The organism is Rhodococcus sp. NPDC078407, assembly GCF_044542515.1.
Taxonomy (GTDB): domain Bacteria; phylum Actinomycetota; class Actinomycetes; order Mycobacteriales; family Mycobacteriaceae; genus Rhodococcoides.
The window spans coordinates 317,466-331,987 of record NZ_JBITUQ010000002.1 but is presented as its reverse complement, the minus strand read 5'-3'; the positions used below and the strand labels follow the sequence as shown (position 1 = coordinate 331,987).

Annotated in this window: 15 protein-coding genes; 8 read left to right on the top strand and 7 right to left on the bottom strand. The window is 63.6% G+C overall.

Annotated elements, in window-relative coordinates:
* The first annotated feature begins 2 nt into the window (after positions 1-2).
* Together ACIGGF_RS03955 and ACIGGF_RS03950 are read left to right on the top strand one after the other, a co-directional pair.
* Entirely contained in the window at positions 3-176 is a 174-nt protein-coding gene (locus ACIGGF_RS03955; protein ID WP_008710019.1) for a hypothetical protein, read from the top strand.
* Positions 177-228: 52 nt separating this feature from the next.
* Positions 229-1,677, top strand: coding sequence for a trehalose-6-phosphate synthase (locus ACIGGF_RS03950; protein ID WP_397520135.1), 1,449 nt, complete (start codon positions 229-231; stop codon positions 1,675-1,677).
* Positions 1,678-1,695: 18 nt separating this feature from the next.
* Here ACIGGF_RS03950 and ACIGGF_RS03945 read toward each other — a convergent pair whose 3' ends face one another.
* Entirely contained in the window at positions 1,696-1,926 is a 231-nt protein-coding gene (locus ACIGGF_RS03945; RefSeq protein ID WP_397520134.1) for a hypothetical protein, read from the bottom strand.
* A 154-nt stretch (positions 1,927-2,080) separates the two neighbouring features.
* On the opposite strand from ACIGGF_RS03945, the gene ACIGGF_RS03940 reads away from it, so the two are divergent.
* Both ACIGGF_RS03940 and ACIGGF_RS03935 read left to right on the top strand, forming a co-directional pair.
* Positions 2,081-3,496 (top strand): MFS transporter, encoded by a 1,416-nt coding sequence (locus ACIGGF_RS03940; protein ID WP_397520133.1) that lies wholly within the window; start codon positions 2,081-2,083, stop codon positions 3,494-3,496.
* Entirely contained in the window at positions 3,493-3,897 is a 405-nt protein-coding gene (locus ACIGGF_RS03935) for a MarR family winged helix-turn-helix transcriptional regulator (RefSeq protein ID WP_397520132.1), read from the top strand. Before ACIGGF_RS03940 ends, ACIGGF_RS03935 begins: the two co-directional genes overlap by 4 nt.
* Before the next feature lie 19 nt (positions 3,898-3,916).
* Here the strand turns inward: ACIGGF_RS03935 and ACIGGF_RS03930 are convergent, their stop codons facing one another.
* The 6 genes from ACIGGF_RS03930 to ACIGGF_RS03905 all read right to left on the bottom strand — a co-directional run bounded on the left by ACIGGF_RS03930 (position 3,917) and on the right by ACIGGF_RS03905 (position 9,755).
* On the bottom strand, positions 3,917-4,663 hold the full coding sequence (locus tag ACIGGF_RS03930; protein WP_397520131.1) for an FAD-binding oxidoreductase: 747 nt from the start codon (positions 4,661-4,663) through the stop codon (positions 3,917-3,919).
* Positions 4,664-4,836: 173 nt separating this feature from the next.
* Positions 4,837-5,253: a heat shock protein transcriptional repressor HspR gene (locus ACIGGF_RS03925; RefSeq protein WP_397520130.1), complete on the bottom strand. Its 417-nt coding sequence runs from the start codon at positions 5,251-5,253 to the stop codon at positions 4,837-4,839.
* Positions 5,253-6,428, bottom strand: coding sequence for a molecular chaperone DnaJ (gene dnaJ, locus ACIGGF_RS03920; protein ID WP_397520129.1), 1,176 nt, complete (start codon positions 6,426-6,428; stop codon positions 5,253-5,255). Before dnaJ ends, ACIGGF_RS03925 begins: the two co-directional genes overlap by 1 nt.
* A 31-nt stretch (positions 6,429-6,459) precedes the next feature.
* Complete coding sequence (grpE, locus tag ACIGGF_RS03915; RefSeq protein WP_397520128.1) at positions 6,460-7,119, bottom strand: nucleotide exchange factor GrpE; 660 nt, start codon at positions 7,117-7,119, stop codon at positions 6,460-6,462.
* Positions 7,116-8,960 carry a molecular chaperone DnaK gene (gene dnaK, locus ACIGGF_RS03910; RefSeq protein WP_397520127.1) on the bottom strand — a complete coding sequence of 615 codons (1,845 nt, stop codon included), beginning with the start codon at positions 8,958-8,960 and terminating at the stop codon, positions 7,116-7,118. The genes grpE and dnaK overlap by 4 nt, the downstream gene beginning before the upstream one ends.
* 291 nt (positions 8,961-9,251) lie before the next feature.
* Positions 9,252-9,755, bottom strand: coding sequence for a Pro-kumamolisin, activation domain family protein (locus ACIGGF_RS03905; RefSeq protein ID WP_397520126.1), 504 nt, complete (start codon positions 9,753-9,755; stop codon positions 9,252-9,254).
* Positions 9,756-10,051: 296 nt separating this feature from the next.
* Between ACIGGF_RS03905 and treS the strand changes: the two genes are divergently transcribed.
* From treS to ACIGGF_RS03885, 4 genes are all read left to right on the top strand, one after another.
* Entirely contained in the window at positions 10,052-12,232 is a 2,181-nt protein-coding gene (gene treS, locus ACIGGF_RS03900) for a maltose alpha-D-glucosyltransferase (RefSeq protein WP_397520125.1), read from the top strand.
* Between the two features lie 99 nt (positions 12,233-12,331).
* The gene (locus ACIGGF_RS03895) at positions 12,332-13,096 is read left to right on the top strand and encodes a hypothetical protein (RefSeq protein WP_397520124.1); all 765 of its coding nucleotides are present in this window, start codon (positions 12,332-12,334) and stop codon (positions 13,094-13,096) included.
* 17 nt (positions 13,097-13,113) lie between these two features.
* Positions 13,114-13,923 carry a DUF3037 domain-containing protein gene (locus ACIGGF_RS03890; RefSeq protein WP_397520123.1) on the top strand — a complete coding sequence of 270 codons (810 nt, stop codon included), beginning with the start codon at positions 13,114-13,116 and terminating at the stop codon, positions 13,921-13,923.
* 36 nt (positions 13,924-13,959) lie between these two features.
* A complete protein-coding gene (locus tag ACIGGF_RS03885; protein ID WP_397520122.1) occupies positions 13,960-14,520 on the top strand; it encodes a hypothetical protein in 561 nt (186 codons plus the stop codon).
* Positions 14,521-14,522 lie beyond the last annotated feature (2 nt).

Below are 14,522 nucleotides of genomic sequence, written 5' to 3'. Positions count from 1 at the left end.
CCATGCCTGCGAAGACTTCCACCGACAACGACATCGCCGACGAGGACATCGTCCCACTCGAGTACGAGACGGCCAGCCAGGCTCAGCGCGTCGTCGCCGCCTACGCGACCGATGCGGACGAATGCCGCATGTTGTTGTCGATGCTGGGTATAGACCCCGTAGCGAAGACCGACTGACAGGTCTTCGCAGGTCTGTTTTCCCAGAGATCTACAAGCGGATTGGACAGTTGTGGCTGACGCCTCGCAGGGTTCGGATTTTGTCGTCGTAGCCAACAGGTTGCCGGTCGATCTGGAAAAGCTTCCGGACGGAAGCACGCGATGGAAGCGAAGCCCCGGCGGGTTGGTCACCGCTCTCGAACCGATCCTGCGCGCCAACAAGGGTGCGTGGGTGGGGTGGGTCGGCGTATCGGACGTCGACGTCGAGCCGTTCGTCGAGGACGACCTACAGCTACGACCGGTGCCGATCAGCGAGACGGAATACGCCCAGTACTACGAGGGATTCTCCAACGCCACCCTGTGGCCGCTCTACCACGACGTCATCGTCAAGCCGGTGTACGACCGCGACTGGTGGAACGCCTACGTCGAGGTCAACCGACGCTTCGCAGAGAAGACGTCGGAGGCGGCGGCGCAGGGAGCGACGGTCTGGATTCAGGACTATCAGCTCCAACTCGTCCCGAAGATGCTGCGGATGCTGCGCCCCGACCTCACCATCGGGTTCTTCCTGCACATCCCGTTTCCGCCGATCGAGCTGTTCATGCAGATGCCGTGGCGTACCGAGATCGTCGAAGGCCTACTCGGTGCCGACCTGATCGGTTTCCATCTGTCCGGCGGCGCGCAGAACTTTCTCTACCTTGCCCGACGCCTCGCCGGGGGAACTACATCACGCGGCACCGTGGGGGTGCGGTCCAAGCTCGGCGTCGTGCAGGTCGGCTTCCGGACAGTGCGCGTGGGTGCCTTCCCGATCTCCATCGACTCCGGCGACCTCGACACCAAGTCGCGCTCGAAGGCCGTCCGCGATCGCGCGAAGCAACTCCGCGAAGATCTTGGCAATCCGAAGCGGATCATGCTCGGTGTCGACCGACTCGATTACACCAAGGGAATCGACGTCCGACTCAACGCTTTTCGTGAATTGCTCGAAGAGGGCCGCGTCGACCCAGCCGAGAACGTCATCGTGCAGTTGGCCACCCCCAGCCGTGAACGCGTCGAAAGCTACGTCGCGATGCGCGGTGAAATCGAGCAGCAGGTAGGCCGCATCAACGGCGAGTACGGCCAGGTCGGCCATCCAGTCGTTCATTATCTGCATCGGCCGATCCCCCGCGACGACCTGCTGGCCTACTTCGTCGCCGCCGACGTCATGCTGGTCACACCATTACGTGACGGCATGAACCTCGTCGCCAAGGAGTACGTGGCCTGCCGCAGCGACCTAGGCGGCGCTCTGGTGCTCAGCGAATTCACCGGTGCCGCAGCAGAACTGCGCCAGGCGTACCTGTGCAATCCACACGACCTGGACAGCGTGAAGGACGCCATCACCGGCGCGCTGGAACAGGAACCCGAGGCCGGCAAACGCCATATGCGCGCCATGCGTCGGCAGGTACTCGCCCACGACGTCGACCGCTGGGCTCGGTCGTTCCTGTCCGCTCTGGCACAACCGGCCGAGGGCACCAACCTCAGCAGGTAGTAACAGACGTGAGGTAGGTCAGCTCTCGTCGAACAGTGAGGGACTGTCGCTCTCCGCCTCGGCCTGTGGGCTCGAACTCCCACTGCTCGACGCTTTGCGCACCACCTCGACCGTGGTGGTGCGTACCGACAGCCGATGCCCGTCGTGGTGTTCGAGCAACGCCAGACCCTGACGAATCTCGAGCACCTTCCACGGGCCGGCGTGCCCGGACGCCTGAACCAGGTCGCCTGGTGCGATCTCGGAAGCCACTGTTGTTCTCCATTCAGCGAGCGAGCGGGTTCGAGCAAGTCTGTGACACACACCCTATCGGGCACCGTCCGGCGTCCACTCACTTGCTCGTCGAACAACTTAGGAGTAGTCATGTAATAGTTGTAGATATACAAGCAATAGTGCGGAGGCGCACATGGCCGAGCTGACCCGACGGCATCGATATCTCGTGCTCGGCATCTGCTGCCTGAGCCTGTTTCTCGTCAGTACCGACAACACGATCGTCAATGTGGCACTGCCGTCGATGCGCACCGACCTCGATGCGTCGGTATCGGGCCTGCAGTGGATCATCGACGCATACACGCTGGTCGTGGCCTCCCTGCTGATGCTCGGCGGCTCGATGGCCGACAAGTTCGGCCGCAAACGCTTCTTTCTGATCGGCACCGGAACGTTCGTGCTCGGGTCTCTGCTGTGCAGCATTGCGCCGTCGCTCGGATGGCTCGTCGCCTTCCGCATGCTGCAGGCCGTTGGCGGCTCGATGATGAATCCCGTCGCGATGTCGATCATCACCAACACGTTCACCGACCCCAAGGAACGTGCCGGAGCCATCGGCATGTGGGGTGCCGTCGTCGGAATCTCCATGTCGGCAGGCCCTGCCCTCGGCGGCGTCCTCGTCACCGGTGCCGGTTGGCAATCGATCTTCTGGATCAATGTCCCCGTCGGCATCTTCGCGCTGGCGATGACGCTGAAGTTCGTGCCCGAATCCAAGGCCGATCACGCGAGAAAGTTCGATCCGGCCGGCCAATTCCTCATCTTCGCGTTCCTGGCATCACTGGTGTTCACCATCATCGAGGGTCCCGCGAAGGGATGGGGATCGCCTCTGATCGTGCTCACCGGTGCCGTGGCGATCGGATCCCTCGTCGGCCTGCTGGTGGTCGAAACTCGCATCGAGGAACCGTTGATCCAGCTGAAGTTCTTCCGCAGCGCACCCTTCAGCGGAGCGACGGTGATCGCGGTATGTGCATTCGCGTCCCTCGGCGGATTCCTGTTCCTCAACACTCTGTACCTGCAGGACGTGCGGGGCTACTCGCCACTGCATGCCGGTCTCTACACTCTGCCGATGGCCTTGATGACGCTGATCTTCGCGCCGATCTCCGGGCGCATCGTCGGCAACCTTGGAGCGCGCCTTCCGTTGCTCGTTGCCGGAATCGGATTCGTGACCTCGGCGCTCATGCTCACCCGACTGACGCCGACGACCTCGTTCGCATGGCTGGCCGTCGCGTACGTCATCTTCGGAATTTCGTTCGGCATGGTCAACGCCCCGATCACCAACACCGCAGTGTCCGGGATGCCGCGCAGCCAAGCCGGAGTGGCGTCCGCCATCGCGTCGACCAGTAGGCAGGTGGGCCAATCACTCGGCGTGGCCGTCGTCGGTTCCATCGTCACAGCGAGCATCGTCGGTGAAATATCCGACGGCTTCACCGCTGCCGCAGTTCCCGCGTGGTTCGTCATCGCCGGTGCCGGCGTGGTGGTCACCGTGCTCGCCATCGTCACCACCGGTCGATGGGCCCGCTCTACCGCCGAGCGTATCGATCAACCGGTACTCGTATGACCGACTCGGAAGCCGCCCACGTCTGGCGCGAGATGCGCGCCCTGATGCTGGAGAAGCACGACACCCGACGAGCCGTCGCCGATGCCACCGGCATGAGCTTCCTGCGGGCGAAGCTGCTCACCAAACTCCTCACGGGTGACCGGACAGTCACGGAGCTGGCCGAAATCCTTGCGTCCGATGCGCCGTACGTTTCGCTCAATGTTCGCGAGCTCGAGAAACGCGGATTGGTCGTCCGCACCGAAGATCCGGACGATCGCCGACGCCGCATCATCGGACTCACCGAATCCGGCCGCCGGCTCGCGGAGAGAGCCAGAACCATCGCCGACGCACCGCCGCCGGATTTCACCGCCGTGTCCGCTGAGGATCTGGCCCATCTGCGACGGATTCTGCAGCTGCCCTGATTGTCCGGGACAGCGTTTGTCAGCGTCGGATTGCCTCTGATGGTGTGCCGATTTCGACGAGTGCGCGCACGGTGGCCGCTTCCATTCCGGGGGATCCGCACACCAGAATTTGGCGGTCAGGGAAGGGGCCCTGCGTGGCGACGACGTCGGCCACACTGCCTTCCCAGCAATGTTCCGGCTCGAAAAATGAAGCTGTTGACGCCATTTCGGCATGAATCCGATCGCTCCATCGGTCCGAGGCCCACGGCTCGTGCAGTTGATCGACGACGGGCACGACGGTCAACCACTGCAATTGCGACGCCATCAACCACAGCATGTCCCCGGCATACAGATCGCGAGGCGACTTTCCGCCGACGAACAACGTCACGTTCGGTGGCTGCTCCCAGCGTGTGAGGTCGAGCAGAATCGCTCGCAACGGAGCCAAGCCGGTACCGCCCGCGATCATGACGACATCGCGACCCGAATCATCGACATGCAGGCCTCCCTGCGGATCACTGATCTCCCAGACATCGCCGGGCCGAGTCTCGTTGACAATCCCACCGCTGACCCAGCCTGCCGGAACGGCTCGAACGTGAAATTCCAGTTTGCCGTCACGCGAGGGCGGCAGCGCCGGTGAGTACCGCCGCGTCGACGCAGAATTCTGCGGAACCTTCACCGACACGGATTGGCCTGCCCTGAACGGAACCGCGTCGCCTTCGAGTCTGATCACCGCGAGGTCGTTCCGAAGGCGATGATACTGAACGACTGTCGATCTCCACCCCTGCATGAGAACCAGGATAGGTGCCCTCGCCGGGTGTCTCGCACACGCGCGCAGGGTTCGCGCCGGGTCGAGGCCGCAAACGCACGCGCGTCTGTTGAATGCGCGCGGATCAGTGACCGAATCGCTCACGAGAATGCGCGCACCTGACAAACGCACACGCGTTTGCGGGAAACGGGGATCTAGCGCTGGTGTTTCGGCTTCCAGACCACCAGAGCGTTGCGTTGAATGGGCACCAGGTCTCGGCGGTAGCTCGCGTGCACGGCGGCCAATTCCTGAGCCAGTTCGCTGATGCGCGACTGCAACGCCTCGACCTGATTGGTCAGTTCGATGATGCGCTTGATGCCGGCGAGGTTGACGCCCTCGTCCTGAGAGAGACGCTGCACTTCGCGGAGCAGTGCGACGTCACGCGCGGAGTATCGTCGACCGCCGCCAGTGGTGCGGTGCGGGATGACCAGGCCGAGCCTGTCGTAGGTACGTAGAGTCTGCGCGTGCATGCCGGCCAGCTGCGCGGCAACCGAGATCACGAAGATCTGGGCGTCGGGATCAGCTTGAGCTCCACCAGCTTTGGCAGATCCAGCCTCGGGAGGGACCGACATCACACACCTGCCCACCCGGCCCGCGGGTCGAATCCGCTGGCCTTCTCGGCTTCCAGATAGTTCTTCAGAGCGTCGGTAGCAGCATCGTCGAGTTTCTGCGGGACGGCAACTTTGACGGTCACCATCAGATCACCGGTACCGGATTTCTTCGGGATACCGCGACCGCGCACGCGCAGCACTCGGCCGTCGACCGTTCCCGGTGGCACCTTCACACCGACGCGGCCGTCGAGGGTGGGCACCGACAGCGTCGTGCCGAGCACCAGCTCGCCGTAGCTCACCGGGACGGTCACCGTCAGATCGTCGTTGTTGCGGCCGAAGACCTTGTCGGGTTGGACCCGTACGGTGACGAACAGATCGCCCGACGGCGCACCGCGAAGCCCTGCTTCTCCCTGACCGGCGAGCCTGACCTTCTGGCCGTCGCTGATGCCGGCCGGTACCCGCACGGTGATGGTTCGGGTGCGGTTCTGAACACCGGTTCCGCGGCAGTCGGCGCACGGCTCATCGATGATGGATCCGCTGCCTCGGCAGTCGTCGCACGGCTCGCTGAAGCCGAACGCGCCTTGATTGCGGTTCACGACGCCCTGTCCGTTGCACCTGGGGCACACGCGCGGGCTCGTTCCGGGCTTGGCACCGCTGCCGTGGCAGGTGGTGCACGAGGACGGGCTGGTCAACCGCAAGGGGACCGTCACGCCCTGTGCCGCTTCACGGAACTGCAGCGAGGTCTCGGTCTCGACGTCGCTACCGCGTCGGGGACGGTTGTTCTGGGTGCGTTGCTGCCCGCCGCCGCGGTTGAACAAGCCACCGAACAGGTCGCCGATTCCGCCGTCGCCGCCGCCTTGACCGAAGATGTCGCCGACATCGAACGTCTGGCCGCCACCACCGAATCCGCCTGCGCCGGGCGAGAATCCACCGCCGCCGCGGCTACCGAAGCCGCCGGAGGCGAACAGCCGTCGGGCCTCGTCGTACTCTTTTCGCTTGGCTGGGTCGGCGAGGACGGCGTGCGCCTCGCTGACCGCCTTGAACTTGTTCTCGGCCGCGGCATTACCTGGATTGGCGTCGGGATGGTTGTCCCGAGCCAACTTTCGGTACGCCTTCTTGATTTCTTCTGCAGACGCGCTGGAGGAAACGCCCAGCTCCTTGTAGAAGTCCTTCTCGATCCACTCCCGCTGGCTCACCGGGCGTCTCCTCCTCTCGCGCTATTTCTTTTTACTGCTCGTCGGACGCGGGTGCGTCCGATTCTTCTGTTGCTGCATCCTGGCCGGTGCCGTCCACGACGCCCACCATTGCGGTCCGCAAGACGCGCTCGCCGAGCTTGTAGCCCTTGCGCATCAGCGTTCCGACGACGGGACTGCTGCCGTCGCCCTCGTGGGAGACGGCCTCGTGAATGGCCGGGTCGAAGGCGTCGCCCTCGGCCCCGAAGGTGGTCAGGCCGATGTTCGAGAACACCCCTGCCAACTTGTCTGCCACAGACTTGAGCGGTCCGGTCTCGAGATCGCCGTGCTGGCGAGCCCGCTCGAGGTCGTCGAGAACCGGAAGCAGCTGCGAGACGACGGATGCTTTCGCATTCTCCGCCCCGGTCTGCTTTTCCCGATCGGTACGACGACGGTAGTTGGCGTACTCCGCCGACACGCGCTGCAGATCTGCGGTGAGCTCTGCAACCTGCGTGTCCCGCGGGTCTTCCACTACCTGGGCGTCGACCTCTGCATCGTCGTCCCCTGCGTCAACCGAGCCGGGCTGGGGCGCAGTACCGGTGCCCGCAAGGGGCTCCGGAACTGCGTCACCTTCCCGTACTTCACCGGTCTCGGGATCGATCTTTCGCTTGTCCACGAAAGTGACCGGTTCTTGCTCGGTGTTGTCGGACGTCACTTCTTGTCCGTGTCGTCGGCCGGCTCGTCGACAACCTCTGCGTCGACGACACCGTCGTCAGCGGCCTGCGCGCCACCCTCTGCGCCGCCCTGCTCCGCGGCCTGAGCCTCGTAGATAGCGGTGCCCAGTGCCTGCGACTCGGTCGAGAGCTTCTCCACGGCGGTCTTGACTGCCGAGATGTCGCTGCCCGCGAGAGCCGTCTTGGCGTCGGCGATGGCGGTTTCGACGCGTCCCTTGAGCTCGGCGTCGACCTTGTCCTCGTTGTCCTTGACGAACTTCTCCGTCTGGTGGACGAGGGACTCGGCCTGGTTGCGGACCTCGGCCTCTTCGCGACGAGCCTTGTCTTCGTCTGCGTGAGCTTCCGCGTCGGCGACCATGCGGTCGATCTCTTCCTTGGACAGGCCGGAGCCGTCCTGGATCTTGATCGTGTTCTCCTTGCCGGTGCCCTTGTCCTTGGCCGTGACGTGCACGATGCCGTTGGCGTCGATGTCGAACGTGACCTCGATCTGCGGGACGCCGCGAGGAGCCGGGGGCAGCTCGGTCAGCTCGAAGGAGCCGAGGAGCTTGTTGTGCGAGGCGATCTCGCGCTCACCCTGGAAGACCTGGATCTGCACCGAGGGCTGATTGTCGTCAGCGGTGGTGAAGGTCTCGGAACGCTTCGTCGGGATGGTGGTGTTGCGCTCGATGAGCTTGGTCATCACGCCACCCTTGGTCTCGATGCCGAGGGACAGCGGCGTGACGTCGAGGAGCAGAACGTCCTTGACCTCACCCTTGAGGACACCGGCCTGCAGTGCAGCGCCGACGGCCACGACCTCGTCCGGGTTGACGCCCTTGTTGGGCTCGCGTCCACCGGAGAGTTCCTTGACCAGCTCGGAGACCGCGGGCATACGCGTCGAACCACCGACGAGCACGACGTGGTCGATGTCCTTGACAGCGATGCCGGAGTCCTTGACCACTGCCTGGAACGGCGCACGAGTGCGGTCGAGCAGGTCGGAGGTGATCTTCTGGAACTCGGAGCGGCTGAGCTGCTCGTCGAGGAAGAGCGGGTTCTTGTCGCCGTCGACCGTGATGTAGGGAAGGTTGATCGAGGTGCTCTGCCCGGAGGACAGTTCGATCTTCGCCTTCTCGGCAGCCTCACGCAGACGCTGCAGAGCCATCTTGTCCTTGGTCAGATCGATGCCGTTCTGAGCCTTGAACTTGTCGACGAGCCAGGTGACGATGCGCTCGTCCCAGTCGTCGCCACCGAGGTGGTTGTCGCCGGACGTCGCACGAACCTCGACGACGCCGTCGCCGATTTCCAGCAGCGAGACGTCGAACGTGCCGCCACCGAGGTCGAACACGAGAATGGTCTGCTCGCTGTCGCCCTTGTCCAGGCCGTATGCGAGTGCGGCCGCGGTGGGCTCGTTGACGATGCGCAGGACGTTGAGGCCGGCGATCTGGCCGGCTTCCTTCGTGGCCTGACGCTGTGCGTCCTCGAAGTACGCGGGAACGGTGATGACCGCGTCGGTGATTTCCTCACCCAGGTAGGCCTCGGCGTCGCGCTTGAGCTTCTGCAGCGTGCGCGCGGAGATCTCCTGAGGGGTGTACTTCTTGTCGTCGATCTCCACGGTCCAGTCCGTGCCGACGTGGCGCTTCACGGAACGAATCGTGCGGTCGACGTTGGTGACCGCCTGGTTCTTCGCGGGCTGGCCGACCAGCACTTCACCGTTCTTGGCGAAAGCGACGATCGACGGGGTGGTGCGTGATCCCTCGGAGTTGGCGACGACAACCGGTTCGCCGCCCTCGAGGACGGACACGACCGAGTTGGTGGTCCCGAGGTCGATACCGACCGCACGAGCCATAATGTTTCCTCCTGTTATTGCTGGGGTTCAGTCCCTGGGTGAGCGAACTCCGCTCAAGTTTGCACAACGCAATCTGTCGCGTCAACTTCCAACTTGAGCCTCATCCACTCAAGGCTGCTGACCTGCACAACGGAGGGTGTGGCGAATTTGTTCCCGAGTGCGCCTGCGGCGCAGTGGTGCGGTTGAGTGCCGCCTGGGGCACCTAACCGCACCACTGCGCGGAGCGCACAACGCCGCGACGATCAGCAAGGATCGTCGCGGCGCAGCGGGGAGAAAGTGCGATAGGAAGAACTACTCGGCAGGCTCCTCGACCGGTGCGGGGATGCAGTTGACGCTGAGCAGTCCGGCGGTGATGTTGTTCATGAAGTCGGCGTCGAGCGCGCTGGCGAAGGCTGCTGCACCTGCGGGGCGGGCGACCCACTCACGATCGCCGGAGGGCACGGTGTACGTCGCCGCCTGGCCTGCCTCGATGGTCGCCTCGGTGTTCTGGCCCTGAACGCCCGGCAAAGCGCCGTAGTTGACGTTGACGTTCGACGCGTCGTCCGCGCCGACGTTCTCGACCTTGACCTCCAGTGCGACGAAGCCGCCTTCGGGTGCGTCCTCGACCGTGGTGTCGCAGACGGCGGCCATGGTCACCACCAGGTCGGGGCTCTCGAGCACCACGGAGCCGAGGGGCATCGGAGGCTCTTCCGCTTCGGGCTGGGCCGAGGCCGTGGGCACGAGGGCAACCGCACCGATGGCGGCGGCCAGTGCGGCCGTCGAGGCCAGGACAGATGTGCGGGCAAGACGTCGCATGGACAACTCCTGTAGCTGTGGGGGTGTGACTGATGAGTCTGATGTGACTGAAGGGACAGTTGGTACGTATCCCACTATGGCCCACAAGAAACAGACATTCCACACCAGGCGGTCTCGATTCGATGACGTTCGCATATCGAAGGAAAACGACCCCAGCGAATGACATTGGTGTGATTCGACGTAGATCTCACCGGTCTGCGTGCAAGGTTTCACGGGTTCGAGATAAGGGGAACCACAACTCTGCGGATCGGCCGCGCCCTACGTAGGGTTGAGGAAAAGCGAGGCTACGGAGGCACATGGATCCCGAAGTGCAGCACGAACCGAGCGAGATCACCTACGACGAGAAGTTCTACCCGGCTCGGCCGAAACCACTTCGACCCTCGGTGCGCCGTGCCAACCGAACCGGCGGCCCTACCCCGGACAGCGAACCGGTGGCCTCGAACCCCGAATACGTGGACTGGCTCACCGAGCAGTCGATGCTGCGCGACGCCAAATTGATCGCCGAGCAGCTCTCGGGCAAGGGCAGTATGTGGCAGAACCCATATGCAGATCCCGACCCGCGCGCCGCCGTCGAGCGCGCGCCCGTGTGGTTCACCGCGTACCCCATCTCGGTGATCAATGCTCCGCAGACGAGCTTCCTGAGCACCCTCGGCGACGAGAAGCTGTGGCAGGCATTCTCCGAGATCGGCGTCACCGCAGTGCATACCGGCCCGGTGAAGGTGGCGGGCGGCATCCACGGCTGGCGGCCGACCCCCTCGGTCGACGGCCACTTCGACCGCATCGGCATGCAGATCGACCCCGCCTTCGGCTCGGAGGAAGAGTTCCGACGGCTCTGCGTGGTGGCCTCGGCGTACGACGGCATCGTCATCGACGACATCGTCCCCGGCCACACCGGCAAGGGTGCCGACTTCCGACTCGCCGAGATGGCCGTCGCCGATTACCCCGGCATCTACCACATGGTCGAGATCGAACCGCAGGATTGGCATCTGCTGCCACGAGTGCGCGCCGGTGCCGATTCGCAGAACATCGACGCCGATGCCGAGGCCAATCTCGCCCGCGCCGGCTACATCATCGGTCAGCTGCAGCGAGTGATCTTCTACGAACTCGGCGTGAAGGAAACCAACTGGAGCGCAACACCTCCCGTCGTCGGCATCGACGGCGTCGAACGTCGATGGGTGTACCTGCACTACTTCAAGGCCGGTCAGCCCTCGATCAACTGGCTCGATCCTTCTTTCGCCGGCATGCGATTGGTGATCGGCGACGCGTGCCACTCCATCGCCGATCTGGGCGCAGGCGCTTTGCGCTTGGACGCCAACGGTTTTCTCGGCGTCGAGCGACGAGCCGAAGGACCGGGCTGGTCCGAGGGCCATCCCTTGTCCGAGGCCGCGAACCACCTGATTGCCAGCGTGGTGCGCAAGATGGGCGGGTTCACCTTCCAGGAATTGAACCTGACGATCGACGACATCAAGGCCATGGGTGAAAACGGTGCCGATCTGTCGTACGACTTCATCAACCGACCCGCCTATCAGCATGCCCTCGTCATGGGGAACACCGAATTCCTCAGGCTCACTATGACTTTGGCCTGCGATCACGGTGTCGACACAGCGTCGCTGGTACACGCTCTGCAGAACCACGACGAGATGACGTTCGAGCTCATCCACTTCGCGACGCTGCACGCAGAGGACGAATTCGCCTATGGCGGAGAGTCGGTCAAGGGCTGCGACCTGGGCGACCGCATTCGCGGTGAACTCACCGACCGACTCACCGGACGCTGGGCACCGTACAACCGAACGTTCACGACCAACGGAATCGCCTGCACCACAGCCAGTGTGATCACCGCTTCGCTCGGTATCCGCGACCTCGATCGGATGGACGAGCAGGATATCGAGACGGTCAAACGAGCCCACTTGCTGCTCGCGATGTACAACGCACTGCAGCCGGGCGTGTTCGCGCTGTCCGGCTGGGACTTGCTGGGCGTTCTTCCTGTCGCGGCCGAAGAGGTCGAGGATCTCATTCGAGAGGGAGACACGCGCTGGCTCAACCGCGGTGCACACGACCTGATGGGGTATTTCCCGGACGCGGTGCGCTCGGAGTCGGGTATTCCTCGCGGACGCAGCCTGTACGGGTCGCTACCGGAGCAGTTGGCCGACCCGCAGTCGTTCGCCCGTCAGCTCGCGCGAATCATCGAGCTGCGCAACAAGTACGGCATCGCCACTGCGCAGCAGATCGACATTCCGACGGTCTCGCACAAGAGTCTGCTGGTGATGGTGCACGAGCTCGGCCAAGGCACGATCCAGGCCACGGTGCTGAACTTCTCGTCCGACGAGATCAGCGCAACCATCCAGTCCAAGCACCTGGTGCCCGGCACCTGCGCAATCGATGTCTTCGACGACAACGAGATCGCGACGGTCGACGAACTGCACAGTTTCCCGATGAACCTCGGCCCGTACGAGGGAGTCGCGGTGGTGCTGCGGTGAGACGGCCGCCGGATCCGATTGCTGGGTCGACGACTCCGCGCCCCGACCGGTAGCTACACTCCGTCGCACCGTAGTCGACAACTCATATCGGGGGATTGAATGTCGGGCACTGCCCTCTATGTGACCGGCATCCACGAATCTCTGGCGGCATTGCTGCCGATGCATGCACCGGAGTCCGGTACTCGTGCCTTCCGAGGACTCGCTGCCTCCGGAAAGACCTACTGGATCAAGGTGCCGTTCCAGGATCAAGGACCGAGGATCCTCGCAACCGAACAAATTGTGACTGCTCTCGGTCACTTGATCGAGGCCCCGGTCCGCGACACCGCACTGATGGACATTTCCGACGACTGGTCGGGTCAGTTGTCGGGATCAGGGCTTACCCTCAGGGCCTGCGTCGCTCACGCTTCATTGGAACTGAACGATGCAGAGGAGCGACGCGATCAAACGTACCTTCGGGACGACGACAATGCTCGTCGTTGGCCGAAGTGGGCCGCTCTGTGGGATTGGTGCTTCGGCAGCGACGAGCAGTGGTTGTACGAGCACGGCGATGCGAATCGAAGTATGTGGAGCTTCGACCACAACATGTGGATTCACGACGCTCGAAATTGGGACGCCGATTCGTGTCTTCGATCGCACGACGTTCCGTGGCGTTGGCGGGGATCCTGGGATCAGTTCGACAAATCGGCGATACTGGATACAGCAGACCGACTCGAAGCTGTGACGAGAGCGGATCTGGTGGGAGCGTGCTACGCCCTTCCTTTGGAGTGGGGTGTACCAAAACCCGACATCGACGCCTTGATCGACATGCTGGACTACCGTCGAGCAGGGGTGTCGGCAAGGCTGAGACTGAATTCGACAAGTTGACAGGGAAGGAAGGAACGATGCGCTACTCCTACTGGATCCTCCGTTACCTGCCTGACGCCGGCCGTGGCGAGTTCGTCAACATCGGATTGCTCGTCGGACGAGATGGTGCCGATTGGGCCGCTCGTACCGTGGAATCGTTCGACAGGGCGAGTCGGCTCGGTGGCAGTCTCGACTCGGCCAAGTCGTGGGCGCACTCGATCGAAAGTCTGGCTGCGCGCGAAGTCGAAGCTCTGTCGGGCCTGGTGCTGAGCGAACACACCGTGCACGACTGGGTGGGATTTCACAACAACGTAGTTCAACTGAGCGCTCCCTTACCCGTTGTTGCCGAATCAGCGGAAGCCGCCATCGACCTTCTCTACCCGCGGCTCGTTCTCGAACACGAGAAGGCCGCACGTTCGACCTCTCATTACGCTGCTTTGGCAAAACTGGAGGCGGCGTACAACCGGATACGTCCCGACCTTGCTCTCACACGCAAGGTGAAGGTCCGAGCGGGCAAGCAAACCCTGGATTTCGATTTTGCTTTGTCCGGACCTCGAGTGGAAGAAGTATCGCGAGTCTGGGCGTTCGACCTAAAAGAGACAACGCCATTGGTGGACCGTGTCCTCGCATGGGGATTCAAGATGCACGAATTACGCAGTTCAGGTGGCGAGGTGCGTGGACCCAACCGCCTCGAGGTCGCTCGCGATGTGCCGGTGAAGGTTCTGTACGTACCGCCGCGAAACGCAGATCAGATTGCGTCCTTCGAGGTAGCGCTGGACGCATGGAAGACTATCGGCGCAGTCTCGTTTCCCGTCGATCGTGCGGATCAATTGGCCCGGGCAAGCTGACGGGCAGACCCCCACAGGCCGATAGACTCCTGCACCGTGGCAGACGAACCGAACGATTCGACAGCGAACAGGCCTCGGCCTGTTCGCCCGCAACCACCGCGGCCGGAGGTGTCCGTCGAGCCGCTTCGGCCACGGCAGGAGACCACGTCCTCGGTTCTGCCGAGGCTGGCGACCGGACTGTGGACGTGCACTGCGGTGCTGGTGTTCGCGTTGGCGGTAGTCATCGCACTGAACTGGGAGGCTGTACTGTCCGGCGTAGAAACTGCAGTCTCGCAGCAGGACTCGACGGCCAGCGCGGCCGACATCCGCAACACCGCCTCGGCCACGCTGTTCTCCAGCGGTGCCGCTGGATCGGTACTCGTACTGCTCGGCTTCGTCGCACTCAATCTGTTGCGCGGCGCGGCGACGTCGTCCAAGGTTCTGATGGGCGCAGTCGGGATCTTGACCGTCGGTGCGGCCGTCACGTTCTCGACCTTCGTGTCCGACGCCTCCGCGCTACTCGGCGGCGTTCTGCTGTGGGGACCGTTCGTGGTCGCAGCAGCGGCAGCCGCTGCGACCGTCATCGCCCTACTCCCCCGGAGACACTCCTCCCGGTAAGG

Excerpts from the sequence above, each read along its gene's own strand:
- ACIGGF_RS03955 (WP_008710019.1), top strand. The coding sequence starts at position 3 with ATGCCTGCGAAGACTTCCACCGACAACGACATCGCCGACGAGGACATC.
- ACIGGF_RS03940 (WP_397520133.1), top strand. The coding sequence starts at position 2,081 with ATGGCCGAGCTGACCCGACGGCATCGATATCTCGTGCTCGGCATCTGC.
- ACIGGF_RS03935 (WP_397520132.1), top strand. The coding sequence starts at position 3,493 with ATGACCGACTCGGAAGCCGCCCACGTCTGGCGCGAGATGCGCGCCCTG.
- ACIGGF_RS03930 (WP_397520131.1), bottom strand. The coding sequence starts at position 4,663 with ATGCAGGGGTGGAGATCGACAGTCGTTCAGTATCATCGCCTTCGGAAC.
- ACIGGF_RS03925 (WP_397520130.1), bottom strand. The coding sequence starts at position 5,253 with ATGTCGGTCCCTCCCGAGGCTGGATCTGCCAAAGCTGGTGGAGCTCAA.
- dnaK (WP_397520127.1), bottom strand. The coding sequence starts at position 8,960 with ATGGCTCGTGCGGTCGGTATCGACCTCGGGACCACCAACTCGGTCGTG.
- ACIGGF_RS03905 (WP_397520126.1), bottom strand. The coding sequence starts at position 9,755 with ATGCGACGTCTTGCCCGCACATCTGTCCTGGCCTCGACGGCCGCACTG.
- treS (WP_397520125.1), top strand. The coding sequence starts at position 10,052 with ATGGATCCCGAAGTGCAGCACGAACCGAGCGAGATCACCTACGACGAG.
- ACIGGF_RS03895 (WP_397520124.1), top strand. The coding sequence starts at position 12,332 with ATGTCGGGCACTGCCCTCTATGTGACCGGCATCCACGAATCTCTGGCG.
- ACIGGF_RS03890 (WP_397520123.1), top strand. The coding sequence starts at position 13,114 with ATGCGCTACTCCTACTGGATCCTCCGTTACCTGCCTGACGCCGGCCGT.